The following is a 16,596-nucleotide window of genomic DNA, read 5'->3' on the forward strand; positions in this document are numbered from 1 at the left end:
CGGGGCGGGAGGCTCAACCGTCACTGCAGCAGCGGAGCGCTGCTGCGCTCCGCTTGCTCAGAAGCCGTACAACCGAGCCGGATTGTCCACGAGGATCTTGCGCAGGATCGCTTCGCTCCGCCCTGTCCATTCAAAGAATTCTTCGATCAAGCCCGTATCGTCCGGCATTTCACCGGAAATGCACACATGCGGCCAGTCGCTGGCCCACAGGATACGGTCAGGGTTGGCTTTGATCAGCGCCTTGGCGTAGGGCGTCACGTCCGGATAGGGCGGTTGGCGCAGACTGGTGAAACGGTAGGCGCCAGAGAGCTTGACCCAGACCTTCGCTTCGCGGGTCAGGCGCAGCAAGTCCTGAAAGCCGGGATGCTCAACCCCGACACTGGCCGGCATGTGCCCCATATGGTCGATGACCACATCAACCGGCAGATTGGCCAGGGTTTCGTAAAGATCGGCGAACTCCGAGATATCGATCAGCAACTGCAGGTGCCAGCCCAGCGGGGCCACCTTGCGCGCCAGCGTGGCGACATCCGAAACCTCGACCCCGCTCTTGTAGATGAGGTTGATACGTACGCCACGCACGCCCAGCCTGTCCATGTCGAGCAGCTCGTCTTCACTGACCTGATCGCTGATGACCACCACGCCACGATAGTCCTTTCCGCCCTCACGCAACGCCTGAAGCATGACCCGGTTGTCGTAGCCGTAGACGCTAGGCTGGATGATCACGCCACGTGACAGTCCGAGCTTTTGCCGCATCGCTTCGTATTGCGCCAGCGAAGCCTGCGGCGGCGTGTACGAGCGGTGGGGCGTGAACGGATACCGCGCCGGATCGCCGATGACATGGAAGTGACAGTCGCAAGCATCCGCCGGCAGGACCCGCGATGGCGACCGCACCGCCAATACCGGCGCCGCGCACGAAGGGGCGTAGGTCTCGCCGAGCGAGGTCATGCGTGTTACTTCCCAGCCTTGCAGGCCGCGCAGACCGTTGCGCTCAGCGGAATTGATGATCTGCACCCAGGCTGCCCGTCGAGCCAGGTCAGGATCGCCCAGTTCAATGGCCTGCAGTATCGACTCGTACTCCGACAGCACCGCTTCGCGCAGCGCCCCGGAGCCGAGGATGCGCTGTTCAAACGATGCAGCCTCGAAAATATGCGCGGTCAGAAACAGCATGAAATTCTTGAAATATTCATTGCCGGTGGCATTGGCGATGGCGCGTTTGAACGCCAGGCTTGGTTCGATGACGGGCTGTCCCGTTGCCAGCGACTCGCTCAGGACGCCAAACGCAGCCTGGATCACCGCCAATTGGCTGCGCGAGCGGCGCCGCGCAGCCATGCCGGCAGCCGAGACCTCGAGATCCAACCGCAGCTCGTAGAGCTGGCGCAGCTTGGGCATGCTGCTCAACTCGTCATGATCGATGCGAAAGCTACGACGATGCGCCTTGCTCGAGACGAAAGCACCTGCCCCCTGGTAACTCTCGACCAGACCATCGGACTTCAACCGGGCCACCGCCTCGCGTACCACGTTGCGACTCACTCCGAAGTGCTCGGTCAGCTGCGACTCGCTGGGAATTCGTTCACCGGGCTTGAGGCGGCCTTCGGCGATTTCCATTTCCAGATACCGGGAAATTTTCACCGAGAGTTGGCTGCGTCCCACCGAAGCCGGGTTTTTCATGGCCTTTATCCTGTCGTCGATTTCCATAGCGACCTGGCGTACACCAGACCACGGTGGCCGCATGTTACGTCGCTTGCGGTCGTCCTCTCCATGCCAGTTTCACGGCGACATCGACGCGCCCCTCTTGACAGCACGCAGGACTCCGGTTTTCATGCCTGCAACTTGTAGGACAAGTTGTGAAACCGATACTGTTTCACAGGCACCATCGAGCACAGCTCCACAAGCCGTGCCATAACAACAAGAGGAAGGCCGTAATGACGCTCCTGTCCAGATTCTCAAAGCTAATGATGACCTCGGCGCTGATGACCGCCGTGCTGAGCACGCCGATCATGGCCAGTGCGGCGACAACCATCCGACTCGGCTGGACCACTGCCGACAGCGCGGTCGACCCCTACGCCATCGCCGCTCACTATTTCGCCGAAGAGCTGGAAGCGGTCGCACCGGGCGCCTTCTCGGTGAAATTCTTCCCGAGCAACCAGTTGGGCAACGACACCGACATGCTTCAAGGCATGCAATTTGGCACACTCGATGCTGGCGTCATTACCGGTACACAGCTGGGTACGCTGAACAAGAGCTTTCAGTTGCTGGACCTTCCGTTTCTGTTCAAGGACCGCGAGCAGGCGCACCGGATTCTCGATGGCGAGCTTGGCCAGGAACTGTTCCAGCGTCTCGAACAGCAGGGCATCGTCGGTCTGGGTTTCGCTGAGGCGGGCTTTCGCCACACGATCAACAACCGCCGCCCGGTCAACACACCGGCTGACCTGAGCGGCATCAAGCTGCGCGTGCAGCCCAGTGATCTGTTCCTTGCCAGCTTCCAGGCGCTGGGGGCCAATCCGGTGCCGATGGCCTGGAGCGAGTCATATACCGCCGTGCAGCAGGGTACGGTCGATGGACTGGAGATACCGCTCGCAGTGATTTATGCGAACAAATACGCCAGCGCGGTGAAATACCTCTCGCTGACCAACCACACTTACAACGCGCTGCCACTGCTGATGTCGAAACAGGCCCTTTCCCGGCTGCCGGACGAACAGCAGAAAGCCATCCACACGGCAGCCAGGAAAGCCATCGAACGCCAGCGGGCCGAAGTGGCGAAGAACGAGCAGGCGCTTATCGAACAGATCGAGTCCGAGGGGATGCAAATCAACGAGGTGACCAACGCCCTGGCCTTCCGCGAGGCGGTCCGCCCCGTCTATGAACGCTACCGCACACAGATCGGAGAAGATCTGGTCGACCAGACCCTGCAACTGATCTCCGAATAACGTCACGACACCCAGCGGGCGCAGATCCATGTTCAGACTTCTGGAAACGGGCAGCAGACGGCTTGCCGCCGTCACCGCAGCCCTCGGCGCGGCATGCGCCTTGATCATGTCCCTTTCGCTCCTGCTGGGCGTGTTCTACCGCTACGTGCTCAATGCGTCCCTGACCTGGACAGATGAGGTCGCCCTGCTCGCGTTCAGCTGGACGATCTTTCTGTTCGCCAGCGTACTGGTTCGCGGCTTCGCTCATGTCCGTGTCACGCTGGTGCTCGGCATGCTGCCGGCCACGCTGCGATTCATGCTTGAGCGACTGAACCTGCTCCTGGTGGCAGCCTTCGGGGCGTTGATGCTGTGGGCTGGATGGAACTTCGCCGGCTTCACGGCGCAGCAGGTATCGCCCGCCCTTCGTTATCCACTGTGGCTACAGGGCTCGGCCATTCCCGTGTCCGGCGCGCTGATCCTGTTCCACGCCATCGTCCTGCTGCTGAGTCCGCGCGAGCATCTGGCCAAGGAGGCGCAAGCATGAGCGAAGTCGCCCTGGTGCTCATCGGTGGTCTGTTCGTACTGTTGCTCCTGGGAGTGCCGATCGCATTCACGCTCGGTATCCTCACCGCGGTCGGTATCTGGATGGCCGATTTCAACCCGATGATTCTGGCGCAGCGCCTGGTGGCCGGCAGCAATATCTCCTCCCTGCTGGCCATCCCCGGCTTCATTCTCGCGGGCGACCTGATGAGCGCCGGCGGACTGTCGCGACGCCTGGTCAGAATCGCCTCGGTCTGCTTTGGCCACCTCACCGGCGGCCTGTCGATGGCGACGGTGGCCGCAGGCACCTTCTTCGGTGCCATTTCCGGATCGGCCCCCGCCACTACCGCTGCCGTCGGCTCGGTCATGATCGACGAGATGGAAAAGCGCGGTTACTCGCGCGGCTACGCAGCCGGGTTGGCGACCTCCATCGGCCCGCTGGGGCAGATGATCCCGCCGTCCATCCCCATGATCATCTGGGGCGTGCTGGCGGAGCAGTCGATTTCCAAGCTGTTCCTGGCCGGCGTGGTGCCGGGACTGATCGCAGCCGCCGGCTTCTGCGTGGTCGGCTACCTGTACGCTCGTCGCCTGGGTATTCCCAAGGAAGCACGCGCCAGCTTCGGACAGCTAGGTGCGGCATTTCGGGACGGCTTGTGGGCACTGCTGGCTCCGGTGGTCATTCTCGGCGGCATCTATGGCGGTATATTCACTCCGACCGAGGCGGCTTTCGTCGGCGCGCTGTACAGCCTGATCATCGGCCTGTTCGTCTACAAGGACCTGAACTGGCGCACCCTGGGGCCACTGTTCATCCAGTCCATGCGCACCACCACGGTGATCATGTTCATCATCGTCGTTGCCTACGGCTTCGCCTGGATCATCGCCAGCGAGCAGATCCCCACCCAGATCAGCTCGGCGCTGCTGAGCATCACCGACAACCCCTTCCTGATTCTGCTGCTGCTCAACATCATGCTGCTGGTGCTCGGCGCGTTCATGGACACCGTGTCGGCCATGGTCATCCTCAGCGGCGTGCTGACGGCAGTCGGCGCGCAGGTAGGACTCGACCCGATCCAGCTCGGCGCCATGGTGGTGATCAATTTTGCGGTCGGAATGGTCACCCCGCCGCTCGGCTACTCGCTGTTCGTCGCCTCTTCGATCAGTGGACTCAGCATCGAGACAGTGTCCCGCCATCTGTGGCCCTTCCTGCTGGTCCTGATCGCTCTGGTTGGGCTGATCGCCTACGTACCGGCAATCACCCTGTGGCTTCCGGGTCTGGTTGGCTAAGGCGGGCTATATGAGCGGTCATTCCACACAGTCAACATTCAGCGAGCCCACCATTCCCGGCGCGGACCCCAGCCCTCGACCACCCATCGAGGCGCTGCCGCCCAAGGCCTGCGACACCCACGCGCACCTGTTCGGGCCGCAGCAACGGTATCCCTATCAGGCGAATCGCAGCTATACACCGCCGGACGCCGGTGAAGCGGCCTATCGGAAGATGCTCGGCACGCTCGGTTTCGAGCGTGCCGTACTGGTTCAGCCAAGCGTGTTCGGTACCGACAACAGCCTCATGCTAGACACGCTCGCGGCGATCCGTAACGACGACCCGATCCAATGGCGTGGTGTCGCCGTCGTTGACCGGTCGATCACTGATGCCGAGTTCGAGCGGATGCATGCACTGGGTGTGCGTGGAATCCGCATCAACCTGCTGTTCCCCGGCGGCGTGCCCTTCTCCGACATCGAAACGCTTGCCGAGCGGGTGACCGGTCTGGGTTGGCATGTGCAGTTTCTGGTAGACGTCTCGAAGATCGAGCGGCTGGCCGAACGCCTCGACCGCCTGCCCACCGACAGCGTGATAGACCACATGGGCCACATCCCGGCCCACCAGGGCGCCCATGACCCAGGCTTCAGACAATTGCTTGCGCTACTCGAAGCGGGACGGACATGGGTCAAGCTCAGCGGGCCGAACCGGGTTTCTTCGCTTGGCCAGGCGCCTTTCGAGGATGTCGACGCTTTTGTCACCGAGCTGGTCTCGACGCGAGAAGATCGCTGTCTGTTCGGCACCGATTGGCCTCATGTGCAGCTACCCGGCCCGATACCCAACGACGGCGATCTGGTGGACGAATTTCTCCGCCTGGTACCTGACGCCGCTACACGTCGGCGCATCCTCAGCGACAACCCGGCCAAACTCTATGGTTTCAGCGAACAGCGCTAGGTCCAGGTCGATCAAGGCCCATTCCCGACGGTTCATCGAGCCCCTGCCACTGCAAGCGGGTAGATGGTACGGTCCGCCCGTACCATGGCCGAATGCGATTCGGCCGGCACGAATATCGCCATTCAACTGTCCGAAAAAGCAGCTTCGGACGCTTCCTGTCCGGGAAAGGAGCTTCGCATGAGCGACACCAGCTACACACCGCCGAAGGTCTGGACACATGACGCACCGTCGGGCGGCAAGTTCGCCAGCATCAACGCCCCCACCGCCGGCGCGCGCGAGGAAAAAGCGCTGCCGGTGGGCAAGCACCCGCTGCAGCTCTACTCGCTGGCCACCCCCAACGGCGTCAAGGTCAGCATCATGCTCGAAGAGCTGCTCGCCCTCGGCCATGCCGGCGCCGAATACGACGCCTGGCTGATCAACATCGGCGACGGCGACCAGTTCGGCAGCGGCTTCGTCAAGATCAACCCCAATTCGAAGATCCCGGCACTGGCCGACCACAGCGTCGACGGCGAGCCACTGCGGGTATTCGAGTCCGGCTCGATCCTGGTCTACCTCGCGGAAAAATTCGGCGCCTTCCTGCCCAGCGAACCCCGCGCGCGCACCGAGACGCTGAACTGGCTGTTCTGGCAGATGGGCTCGGCGCCCTTCGTCGGCGGCGGCTTCGGGCATTTCTATGCCTATGCGCCGGAGAAATACGAATACCCGATCAACCGCTATGCCATGGAAGCCAAGCGTCAGCTGGACGTGCTCGATCACCAGCTGGCCGAACGGCCCTATATCGCCGGCGATGAGTACTCAATCGCCGAAATGGCCATCTGGCCTTGGTACGGCGCCCTCGCCCTCGGCGAGCTGTACGAGGCAGCGGAGTTTCTTTCCGTGCAGGATTACCGGCACGTGCAACGCTGGGCCGCCGAGATCGCCGCCCGCCCCGCGGTGATTCGCGGGCGCAAGGTCAACCGCACCTGGGGCGAGGAATCGGAACAGGCGCCCGAGCGCCACGATGCCTCGGATCTCGACTGATTCGCTACACGCTGCGGCGGGTGGAAACGGCAAATCCTTTCCACCTCGCAGCCGCACAAGCATGCCAGGCAGTCTTGCCACACTCCCCTGACCGCTGATCTTCCCTGCTGAACTCTGCCAGTAGTCACACACCCAAAGTTTCATGGGTGCTGCTTTTGGCTGTCTGTCATCCATGGGCTGACCGCCTCTGGCGCGTCGTCGTGCCGGGCAACGCAGCGCTCTGCATACCCGGTTGTTCAACACAACGTGAGGTGAACCATGAGACATACACTGGTAGCAGCGTTCGCAACGCTGACCGATGCCAACCGCACTCGCGGCGACCTGATGGCGCGCGGCATCCCACGCGAGCAGATCCACGCCGTAGGCGCCGAAATGGCGGAAATCCACGCCTACGACGCACCCTACTCCACCACCGACAGCACTCTGGATCGCACGCAGCATGACGCCAGGGTCGCGCATTTCTTCCAATCGCTGTTCGGCAACGAACCCCACACAGACCATCGCCATTACGCTACGGCGTATCCGGATGCGATACGCCGGGGTGCTCTGGTAATCGCCGTGGATGTAACCGACGAGGACCAACTGATCAGGGCCCGCGACGCGCTGGAATACAACGGCGCCCTGGACATCCACGAGCACGGCGCCGGCCCCAACGATACAGCCGCAGCGCACGGCTACCCCGGCCCCACCAGCCCCTATGCCGGCGCGACCGGCGGCGACAGCCACCTCGACAAGCACTTTGTCGGCACGCGTCATTCGACGGACCAGCATCTAGCCGCAAGCGCAGCGAGCCCATGCCATACCACCGATGCGTCCTCGACCCGTCCTGACGCCAGCAGCTCTGCCGACACCGGTCGCTATGACATCGGTAGCGCCGCCAAACGCGCCGGTACGGACTACCCTGAAACCACCGCCACCACGGCCCCGACCGGAGCCGGGACGACGGGCCACGGCACGCCTGTCGACGCACCCGGAGTCGCTCCGGACGTCGACACCACTCAAACGGGGGCAAGTCGTGACCGTATCTGCGTGATCCAGCGACCGAGCTGACAGCAACACCTTCATAACAGCGGGCCGCGCGAGGCGGCCCGCTGTTTAGCGACGCCCCCCTCCGCCCTGCCTCCAGTGGCAGCCTCAAACACCAGCGATGCCGGCCCGCATCGTGAGGCGCGCCCCTCGTGGCAAACCCTACGTGCTTACGGAAGCCATCCCCTGCGGCGATTGGCGCGGCAACGGCATAATGAACCTCGCGTACTCTGAACGCTCCGGGGCGGCTGAGTACTGCCCATCCGAGCCGAGAGCCACGCCATGAACATGTCGAGATCCGTCACGTCCTGCCTGCTGGTTTGCCTGCCCGTATTTTCCAGCGCCTGGGCCGCCCAACCGGCCATGGAGCAGACGCAAGGTGCCTCCAAGAGCGCCTTTGTGCTGCACGAAGGCGGCAATATGCACACCGATCAGCAGGCCCTGCGTGAACGCCGCGCCAAGGCCCTCGAACGAGAACAGCGCGAAGCTCACAACGCCCTGATGGCGGCCAAGTACGCGATCACCCGGAAATACCTGGCCAAGCTACCGGCCCATGAGCGCGAAGCCATGCAGGCCGAACTGGCGGAGCAGCATGCAACCTTCGCCTATCGCTACCCCGAGGCCTATTCCCGACTGGTGAAAAACAACCCGCACAAAACGGACTGAACGCGCCCGCACCTCATCACTCGCCCCGGCCACGCCCCAACGCCCGGCGCAACCCGGCGCTACCGATCGCCAGCGCCAGGCAGTCTTCGGCCAAGCCGAGCGCCGCATTCAGCAGCGGTCTCGGCTGATAGGGCTTGCGCAGGCTCAGCCCGATCTTGGCAGCGATCAGCGCCGCCGTCGCGCCGAGCAATACCGGCACCCGTGCCGGCTCGCGCCGCACACCCGCCAGCGCCGCCGCACTCACACCGCCCGAGAACGCACGAAACATCATCGAAGGGGCAATCGTGCGATCCGGAGCAAAGGGCATCTTGTCTCCCAGCACCTCGCTGGCCGCCAGCGGCACCAACGCCGTGCGCGCCACGTCAGACGTCAGCCACTGCGCGGCCTCGCCCGCGCCATCGAGATCATCCCGCCTGTTCAACGCTCGACTGACCATCGTCGGCGCCAACATGCTGCGCATGCCCGTCACCGCCCCGATTGCCAGGGCGGCCCACAAGAGACTGCTGGAGTTGGTCATGCTGGTTTTCTCCCGATGGCGGTCTAATTCCGACCGGGCCGAAATGGGGACGTTCAGCGGAGAGCGGACTGGCCAGCCAAGGCCGCAAAGACTAATGCCGTCTTCCTCCAGCCCCTCTCGTCGCTGTGGCAAGGCCCGTAGAGCCTGTCTTGTTCAGCTTGGGTAAATCACGAGTCAATGGATTCGACCCTACAGGCCTCATGGCGCTCGACGATAAAACTCAGAAACTGAACACCTTGCGTCCACTCTCCAGCATGGAACGGGCCATGTCGTCGGGCTTGGCCACGCCGACGCCGTCCTTCAGGGCCTCTTTCGGGTGCCCGCTGTTGGGCAGATAGAGGGCACAGACCGATACGCTCGCCCCTTTGTCCATCGCGGCGGAAAGCAGTTGCGCCGGCGTGACGTCGTTCGGCTTCAGCGGCTCGCCACCTGCATCCTTCAGGGCCAACGATCCAGCCTGATCGCACAGCAGAATATCCACTTGGGCACCCTGCGCCTGCATCTGGTTGGCCAGGACCATCGCCATGCCCTGCGTCATGCCGCTGGCATCGCTGAGGATCACCGTAACCGATCGATCGTCAGCCAGCAGGCTTGAACTGGCACCCAGCAGCGCCACAGCACACAACAGCTTCTTCATCGTTGTATCTCCTTGCTAAGCCTGGCCGTTACTGGCCGCGATAGATTTTCTGCAGGTTCATCTTCGGGCTCCACGGCAGGCCTTCATTCTGCCAACCGTTGAGCAGGCGGAAGCCGGCCTGCTCGCCTTCCTTGATGCTGTCGCCCTGGAAACCATGAACGACATAGCGGGCGTTGGGGAAGCCGTTTTCACGCAGGTACCGGGCGCTGGGCTCGCCGCGCTCGCTGCCGGAACGGCACAGGGTGACGATTTCGCTGTCCGCCGGCAGGCCGCGCCGCTCAAGCTCCGCGGCGACTTCGGCAACGAAGTTCGGGTTGCGGTTGACGCTGAAGGTTCCGCGTTCCTCATTCACCTCATTGCGGTCAACCAGCAGATAGGGAATATTCACATGCGCGCTGTCGGTGAAACCGACAAACATGATCTCGACAGGATCTCGCACATCGATGAACAGAAAGTCTTTCTCTCCGCTTTCGACCTTGGCCTGGGCCTCCTTGGCCGGCATGCCGATCTCCACGGCCTGAACGTTCAGGGCAAACAAGCAGCCCAGCATGACTCCAGCAAGCATCTTCATTGCGCAATCCTCTCGAGTGGTTGGCTCTCAAGGGCAGAAGATCTCCTTGAGAGTGCCGATCAGCCGGTTCACATCGGGATTGCCGATCCGGTAGTACAGCGTCTGCGCCTCGCGGCGAAAGGTAATCAGCCCCTCGTCGCGCATTTTCGCCAGATGCTGCGACAGCGCCGACTGGCTCAACGGCAGGTACCGGTGCAGCTCCCCCACTGACAATTCGCCATGCTCGATCAGCAGGCAGAGCACCAGCAGCCGGTGCTCGTTACCCACGGCACGCAGCATGACCGCCGCCCTGGCCGCACTGTCCTGCAGAACGGCCAGCTCCTGTTCACTGAATGCCATAGGGCCTCTGATTAAGCTGAATCTAATTTAGATTTAACTAATATAAATGGCAAGCACGTATTTCAAGCGCATGCGCCGCGCCGCCTGCGGCTTATCCACGCGCCCCGAGCCTGCCGACCACGCCACGCAGGGTTTCCTGGATGTCGGCGGGCAGCAGCACGGTCTTGGCGTTGTCGCTCTGGCTCAGGCGGTCCAGCGCGGCGATGTATTTCTCGCCGAGCAGGTACATCATCGGTCCGCTTTCATTGCCGACGGCGCTGCTGACCCGGCGAATCGCCTCGGCCGAGGCTTCGGCCAGCATGACCTGGGCATCGGCATCGCGACGGGCTGATTCCAGCCTTGCCTCGGCTTCGAGAATGGCCGCCTGCTTGGCGCCTTCGGCACGGGTCACGGTGGCCTTGCGCTCGCGTTCGGCAGCGGCCTGCAGCTCCATCGCACGCTGCATGGATTCCGAGGGCTTGATGTCCTGGATTTCCACCGACTTGACGGTCAGGCCCCAGTCCACCGCTTCATCGGCGATGCTTTCGCGCAGGCGCGCCTTGATCCGGTCACGCGATGACAGCGCCTCGTCCAGCTCCATTTCGCCGACGATGGAGCGCAGGGTGGTCATGATCAGGTTGCGGATTGCTTCGGAGAAATCGGTGATGCCGTACACCGCCTTGACCGGATCGGTGACCTTGATGAAAGCAATGGCATTGGTGAGAATCACCGCATTATCGCGGGTGATAACCTCCTGTTCCTGCACGTCGAGGATGATGTCCTTGGTCACCAGTTTGTAGGCGACATTGTCCAGGTAGGGAATCAGAATGTTCAGCCCCGGTCGCAGGGTGCTGTGGTATTTGCCGAGCCGCTCGACCACCCATTCCTCACCCTGGGCCACCAGGCGCACGCCCTTGGCGATGGTGATGACGATGAAAACCAGCACCACGCCGGCAATGATCAGTCCCTCATTCATGACGCAACTCCTCGATTAAGCTTTGGCAACTTTCAGATAACTGCCCTCGACGGACACCAGCCGCACACGCTCGCCAGCACTGATGCTCTGCTCCGCCACGCAGGCCCATTCCTCGGCGCCAAGAATGGGCCGCTGGAACCGCACCCGGCCCCGCTGGAACGGCTCGACCTGGCCGACCAGCAGCCCCACTTCACCAATCACCTCGCCGGCGGCGGTGCCGATCAGGGTCTTGTGTCGACTGGGTTTGAACACCCTGAACCACAGCACCACCATGGCCAGCGAAGCCAGCGCCCAGATCAGTAGCTGCAGGGTCAGTGACAGATCGCCAGCCAACAGCAAGATCGCCCCGACCAGCAGCGCGCCCATGCCGAACCAGATCACGAAAAACGAGGGAATCACCAGCTCAAGCATGATCAGCAGCAGACCACCGACCGCCCAATACCACCATTCGATAGCCATTTCGACTCCATTGTCAGACTGATGCCGGCCCATGCCGGTGCCGCCCGCGCAGCGGCATCGGCGGCCAAGTATGGACGCCATTGTCTGCGCTTTGCCGGAAGCCTGTCATGCATTGCCTTGCCGCAGAGAAGCCGAATCCACAACCCAGCACCAAAGTCTCGACCGCTTATCGCGAAGAGAGTCCGAGTGTAGGGGTGCGGCTTTGTTTTAGCCTGTAGAATCGGAGGCTTGTCACCGCCGGCTACATTCATGGCTGCTTGAGAGCAGCCTGAACTCTGGAGATCATTGATGAGCGACCTTTCACTGGCAGGCACTCCCATCGAGCATTTCCATGTTTGCGCATTCTTCGATAGTCGCGAGCAGGAATACGACGTGCTGATTCCCTTTTTCAGGGAAGCGCTCGACCAGGGTGAGAAGAGCATCCATATTCTCGACCCAGCCACGCTGTCGGAGCACAGGAATCGCCTGACTGCTGGCGGAATCGATACCCACGCCTGTGAAGCCTGTGGCCAGCTGGAGCTGCAATCCTGGCAGGGCGTTTACCTGGATGAAAACGGCGCCTTCGAGAAGGATCGCATGCTCGCGACGCTGGATGCCGTCTGCAAGAAGGCGACCGAGGCGGGTTATCCCAGGGTACGCATCATGGGCAACATGGACTGGGCGTTCCGTGGCGCAGCCGTGGAAAAGGATCTGCTCGCCTACGAGGCGGAGGTCAACGAAGTGCTGTCGCAGAATCGCCAGCCGGCGATTTGCGTCTACGACATCGCCAAACTGAACGGCTCGATGATGATGGACCTGCTGCGCACCCATCCCCTGACACTGATCAACGGCATCGTGCAGGAAAACCCCTTCTACACCCCTGCAACCGAAATGCTCGAAGAGCTGCGCAACAGGGAAACCGGCACACATCTGCATAGCGCCCATGCCGGCTGATCACAGCCCTTGCGCTGGCCGAGCCAATGGATGAGTCAACCGATGCCAGGACGCCTGGATAACGCCACCGCAGACCGGAGCATTCGCGACCTGATGGGTCTGCTGGCCCTGCCTGCCTTGTGGGCGGGGCGCGACGGAGCCGCCATTGTGCAGATCACCATCGAAGCCGTCGAACGCATCGTGCCGATGCGTTTCACCATGGTCGACGTCAAGCTGCTGCCGGACACGCCCAACCACCGCGTGCTACGCCTGAACGGGCAATACATCGACGCACCAGAGCGTGTCGAATGGGAGACTGCCGCCCGTGAATGGAAGCAGACGCGCCTGCCGGATGGACGTGTGCACCTGCTGTTCACCCCGCGCCAGCCGATGCGCGTGGTGCGGCTGAGCATGGGCTACGGCAAGTTCGGCGGAAACATCTGGTTTGGCTCCGATCGGCATGACTTTCCCAGCGAGCCGCAACTCGCTTTTCTGCGCGCCGCCGCATCGCTGGCGACCACAGGCCTGCAGACCGCCCGGGCCGACCATGAACGCGAGCAGGCCAGCCGCGCCAAGGATGAGTTCCTCGCCATGCTGGGGCACGAACTGCGCAATCCCCTGGCGCCGATCATCACCGTGATGGACCTGCTCAGGCTGCGCAGCAAAGGGCAGGAACTGTCGCGTGAACATCAGATCATCGAGCGCCAGGCGAAGCATCTGTCCAACCTGCTCGATGACTTGCTGGACGCGACCCGCATCATCCAGGGCAAGGTCGAACTCAAGCGCGAACCGCTCGATCTGAACAGCGTGATTCAGCGCACTGTCGAGGCCACCGATACGCTGTTTCAGGAGCGCGGCCACACCTTGACGATACGCCTGCCCGAACACTCGGTATGGGTGTATGGCGATCCGACCCGACTGATGCAGGTGTTCGCCAACCTGTTGACGAACGCGGCGAAGTACACCGACCGCGGCGGCAGAATCGAAATGGCCATGGAAACGACCGAGTCACAGGTATCGATCACCGTGCAGGACAACGGCTCGGGCATCAGCCCGACCCTGTTTCCCAGGCTATTCAACATATTCGAACAGGGCGCGGCCACCATCGACCGTGGCAAGGGCGGGCTCGGTATCGGCCTGGCGCTGGTGAAAACCTTCGTCGAGCTGCACGAAGGTTCGGTGATGGCGCGCAGCGAGGGCATCGGTTGCGGCTCGGCGTTCACGGTCTCGCTACCACGCCTGAGCTCACCGAACAGGCTTCATGCATCGCCCGATCTCGCCCCGGCAGCCGCCGGAGCGGCGCTTCGCATACTGCTGGTCGACGACAACATCGATGCACTGGAAAGCCTGCGTGATTACCTGGCTCACCACGGACATGAAGTCGTCGCCACCAGCGAGCCGCTGCAGGCATTGCAGATCGCCAACGCGTTCCGTCCCGATGTCGCGGTGCTGGATATCGGCCTGCCGGGCATGGACGGTTACGGTCTGGCGGCGGCTCTGCGAGGAAGGTTCTCGAAGGAAGAACTGCGTCTGGTGGCACTCACCGGCTATGGCCAGATCCGGGATTTTGAACGCTCGAAGACTGCGGGCTTCGACACTCATCTGGTCAAGCCGGTCTCGCTGGAGGCCCTCGACGCAGCCATTGCCGGCCCCTGCCCAGCTGCCGGGCCGGTGCGTTAGAACCGACTCGGGACTCGCCGATTGCCGAACAAGCCGGAACCTTCGGAGCAATCCTGGCGATACCGCCAACGTGCCGTCAGAGCACTGGCGAAGCCGCACTCACCACCCGCAGAGCCAGCCCTTCATAGGGGTCGAGGATAAGGTTCATCTCGCAGGTTTCGGCCAGATCGCCCTCGACCCGCTCATGAATAATGTCAACCACCGGGCCAGGCGCAACGCCGGGCAGGCAGATGGTTTCGCTGATCGGTTCGGCGCTGAAGTTCAGCGCGGTGATCTGCACGCCCTTGCCGGCGGGCAGCTCATGCACCATCACCAGCAGACCGGGCGCTTGTACGTCCGCAATCAGGATCTGTTTGCTGGCGGCGATGTCGTAGGCCCGGCGCACACTGAGGATGCGCTTGAGTTGGCAAGCGAAGGAGCCCGCGTTCTGCAATTGCTCGACCAGGCTGCCGTAGAGCGAGCGAGCCTTGGGCAAGCCTTCGGGAGAAGCATCGGCCTCGGGTGCGAGATCGGCCAGGTCGTAGGCGCCGCGATGCAACCAGCGGGTATCACCGTCACCCATGAGGTGCTCGACCTGCTCGATTTCCAACGGCAGGGCGCCGACCAGGTCCCAGCCGGAGAGGGCGAACACGCCGGGCTGCATGGCGTTGAACATCACCAGCAGGATATGCAGGCGCTGGATCTGTTCGATCTCGGCGGCGCCGATCGCGTTCAGGTCACGGATGCCCAGCGCCGCAGTGATCACGCTGACGGTCGTGCAGGACACGCCATTAGTGACGAACTTGAGATTGTAGGGTGCGTGTTCGCCGGTCAGCCGCTCGTACATTTCCTCGCGGATGTGCTCGCGCAGGATGCCGCCCGGCAGCGTCTGGCCGTGGTAGTGGTAATGGTCGTAGGCGTGCAGCGTCCAGAAGTGCACCAGTTCCAGGGTCAGCTCGTCGTGGTTCTGCATGGCGTGGATCAAGGAGGCCGGATCGATACCGAAGGCATGCACCTCGCGCAACATCAGCCGCAGGAATTCGGTGTCGCCGGTCAGCAGCGCATGATGATAGGCGGGGCGGGTGATGAAGTCGTAGGACAGGTCGGCGCCGCCGTGGGACATGGCGGCGATGTCGTCGATGGTCAGGTTCAGCTCCTGGAAGCTGAAACCGCCGGCCTTGCGGATGGTGCTGGCGATCAGCTGGTTGCCGGTGACCGACAACGGATGGCTCTCGGACCAGGCGGTGCCCTCGGCGCGGCGTTCGACGCCGAGAAAGCCGTTGGCGTCCAGGCGCAGCACGCGCGCGCCCGAGACGTCGATGGCATGCAGGGCATCACCGATGATCAGCTGTTGCGCGGCGAAGGTCGGGTCCAGCCAGTTCAGCGAGGGCTGGCCTTCCTTGAAGTAGTGCAGGTAGACCCAGCGCCGGCGCTTGCCGTCGACGCCAGTGATAACCCCGGTGGCGCTCCAGTCGGTGTCCTTGATACCCGGCTCGAAGAAGATTACCCGTTGCAGCTGGCCGACGATGTAGTGCTTGTCCTTGAGCTGGTCGACCACCGCTGGCGGAAGGTTGACCGAGTCGCGCCCCGCCGGCACCTCGGGCAACAGCGGCCAGTCTTCCTCGTTGATCTCGACCATGTGGTACAGACCGGGATAATCGCCGTAGGCCATCTCGGCGAGGCGGAAATCCGGGCCTTTGCCGGTGTGCGCCGGGACGATGTCGTCGATGACGATGGCATTGTGCGCGGCGGCCATGCGGCTGAGCTGCAGCATCTGCGCCTCGGTGCCGAGGTTGGGGTCGATGTCGAAGCTGATGCGGTCGAAATTGCCGTCGATGGTCGGGGTGAATTCATGTCCGCGCAAGCCGCCGGAGCGCTTCATCGGGCCGTTGTGAATGCCCTGCACGCCAAGCTCGGACAAGGCGCTCCAGAGCCGGTCATCGCCCAGCGCCTGCAGCACCGAGCCGCCCTCGGGCGTGATGATCGCTGCGGGGTAAGCGGTGAACCACACCGAGGAAATCGCGCTCGCATCGCGCGGCCGCGCCTGGGCATAGGGACGCTGCCAGAGCCGGGCCTGGCCGGCATAGAGGCGGGCCCGCTCGCGGGCCGCGTGAAGCATGGACTGGTCTTCCAGCCATTCGATGTAAGTGCTGTCTGGTGTACTCATAACGACGTTCGTT

At 62.8% G+C, this 16,596-nt stretch carries 17 protein-coding genes; 9 read left to right on the forward strand and 8 right to left on the reverse strand.

Annotated features, from left to right (window positions below):
• Window positions 1-57: 57 nt before the first annotated feature.
• Window positions 58-1,668 (reverse strand): amidohydrolase family protein, encoded by a 1,611-nt coding sequence (locus ACYCFC_RS16935; protein ID WP_459652316.1) that lies wholly within the window; start codon window positions 1,666-1,668, stop codon window positions 58-60.
• Between the two features lie 254 nt (window positions 1,669-1,922).
• Between ACYCFC_RS16935 and ACYCFC_RS16940 the strand changes: the two genes are divergently transcribed.
• From ACYCFC_RS16940 to ACYCFC_RS16970, 7 genes are all read left to right on the forward strand, one after another.
• On the forward strand, window positions 1,923-2,927 hold the full coding sequence (locus ACYCFC_RS16940; RefSeq protein ID WP_459652317.1) for a TRAP transporter substrate-binding protein: 1,005 nt from the start codon (window positions 1,923-1,925) through the stop codon (window positions 2,925-2,927).
• Window positions 2,928-2,955: 28 nt separating this feature from the next.
• The gene (locus tag ACYCFC_RS16945) at window positions 2,956-3,450 is read left to right on the forward strand and encodes a TRAP transporter small permease (protein ID WP_065985909.1); all 495 of its coding nucleotides are present in this window, start codon (window positions 2,956-2,958) and stop codon (window positions 3,448-3,450) included.
• Window positions 3,447-4,727, forward strand: coding sequence for a TRAP transporter large permease (locus ACYCFC_RS16950; protein WP_065985908.1), 1,281 nt, complete (start codon window positions 3,447-3,449; stop codon window positions 4,725-4,727). Before ACYCFC_RS16945 ends, ACYCFC_RS16950 begins: the two co-directional genes overlap by 4 nt.
• 10 nt (window positions 4,728-4,737) lie before the next feature.
• Complete coding sequence (locus ACYCFC_RS16955; RefSeq protein ID WP_181085203.1) at window positions 4,738-5,655, forward strand: amidohydrolase family protein; 918 nt, start codon at window positions 4,738-4,740, stop codon at window positions 5,653-5,655.
• A gap of 177 nt (window positions 5,656-5,832) precedes the next feature.
• On the forward strand, window positions 5,833-6,675 hold the full coding sequence (gene yghU, locus ACYCFC_RS16960; RefSeq protein WP_459652318.1) for a glutathione-dependent disulfide-bond oxidoreductase: 843 nt from the start codon (window positions 5,833-5,835) through the stop codon (window positions 6,673-6,675).
• A 258-nt stretch (window positions 6,676-6,933) separates the two neighbouring features.
• The gene (locus tag ACYCFC_RS16965; protein WP_459652319.1) at window positions 6,934-7,725 is read left to right on the forward strand and encodes a hypothetical protein; all 792 of its coding nucleotides are present in this window, start codon (window positions 6,934-6,936) and stop codon (window positions 7,723-7,725) included.
• A 258-nt stretch (window positions 7,726-7,983) separates the two neighbouring features.
• Window positions 7,984-8,367 (forward strand): hypothetical protein, encoded by a 384-nt coding sequence (locus tag ACYCFC_RS16970; protein ID WP_459652320.1) that lies wholly within the window; start codon window positions 7,984-7,986, stop codon window positions 8,365-8,367.
• A 16-nt stretch (window positions 8,368-8,383) separates the two neighbouring features.
• On the opposite strand, the gene ACYCFC_RS16975 is transcribed toward ACYCFC_RS16970, so the two are convergent.
• The 6 genes from ACYCFC_RS16975 to ACYCFC_RS17000 all read right to left on the reverse strand — a co-directional run bounded on the left by ACYCFC_RS16975 (window position 8,384) and on the right by ACYCFC_RS17000 (window position 11,845).
• On the reverse strand, window positions 8,384-8,884 hold the full coding sequence (locus ACYCFC_RS16975; protein ID WP_459652321.1) for a DUF4126 family protein: 501 nt from the start codon (window positions 8,882-8,884) through the stop codon (window positions 8,384-8,386).
• 220 nt (window positions 8,885-9,104) lie between these two features.
• A complete protein-coding gene (locus tag ACYCFC_RS16980) occupies window positions 9,105-9,521 on the reverse strand; it encodes a DsrE family protein (RefSeq protein ID WP_181085214.1) in 417 nt (138 codons plus the stop codon).
• Window positions 9,522-9,549: 28 nt separating this feature from the next.
• A complete protein-coding gene (locus tag ACYCFC_RS16985; protein ID WP_459652322.1) occupies window positions 9,550-10,092 on the reverse strand; it encodes a rhodanese-like domain-containing protein in 543 nt (180 codons plus the stop codon).
• Window positions 10,093-10,119: 27 nt separating this feature from the next.
• Window positions 10,120-10,431: an ArsR/SmtB family transcription factor gene (locus tag ACYCFC_RS16990; RefSeq protein WP_181085217.1), complete on the reverse strand. Its 312-nt coding sequence runs from the start codon at window positions 10,429-10,431 to the stop codon at window positions 10,120-10,122.
• Window positions 10,432-10,522: 91 nt separating this feature from the next.
• On the reverse strand, window positions 10,523-11,386 hold the full coding sequence (locus ACYCFC_RS16995) for an SPFH domain-containing protein (protein WP_459652323.1): 864 nt from the start codon (window positions 11,384-11,386) through the stop codon (window positions 10,523-10,525).
• A gap of 15 nt (window positions 11,387-11,401) precedes the next feature.
• Complete coding sequence (locus tag ACYCFC_RS17000; protein ID WP_181085221.1) at window positions 11,402-11,845, reverse strand: NfeD family protein; 444 nt, start codon at window positions 11,843-11,845, stop codon at window positions 11,402-11,404.
• 288 nt (window positions 11,846-12,133) lie between these two features.
• On the opposite strand from ACYCFC_RS17000, the gene ACYCFC_RS17005 reads away from it, so the two are divergent.
• Window positions 12,134-12,778, forward strand: a complete 645-nt coding sequence (locus ACYCFC_RS17005) for an MEDS domain-containing protein (protein WP_459652324.1) — start codon at window positions 12,134-12,136, stop codon at window positions 12,776-12,778.
• A gap of 30 nt (window positions 12,779-12,808) precedes the next feature.
• Window positions 12,809-14,437 carry a hybrid sensor histidine kinase/response regulator gene (locus ACYCFC_RS17010; protein ID WP_459652325.1) on the forward strand — a complete coding sequence of 543 codons (1,629 nt, stop codon included), beginning with the start codon at window positions 12,809-12,811 and terminating at the stop codon, window positions 14,435-14,437.
• A gap of 76 nt (window positions 14,438-14,513) precedes the next feature.
• Here the strand turns inward: ACYCFC_RS17010 and treS are convergent, their stop codons facing one another.
• A complete protein-coding gene (treS, locus tag ACYCFC_RS17015) occupies window positions 14,514-16,583 on the reverse strand; it encodes a maltose alpha-D-glucosyltransferase (protein WP_459652326.1) in 2,070 nt (689 codons plus the stop codon).
• Window positions 16,584-16,596: the final 13 nt, after the last annotated feature.

The organism is Stutzerimonas sp. NM35, assembly GCF_054604355.1.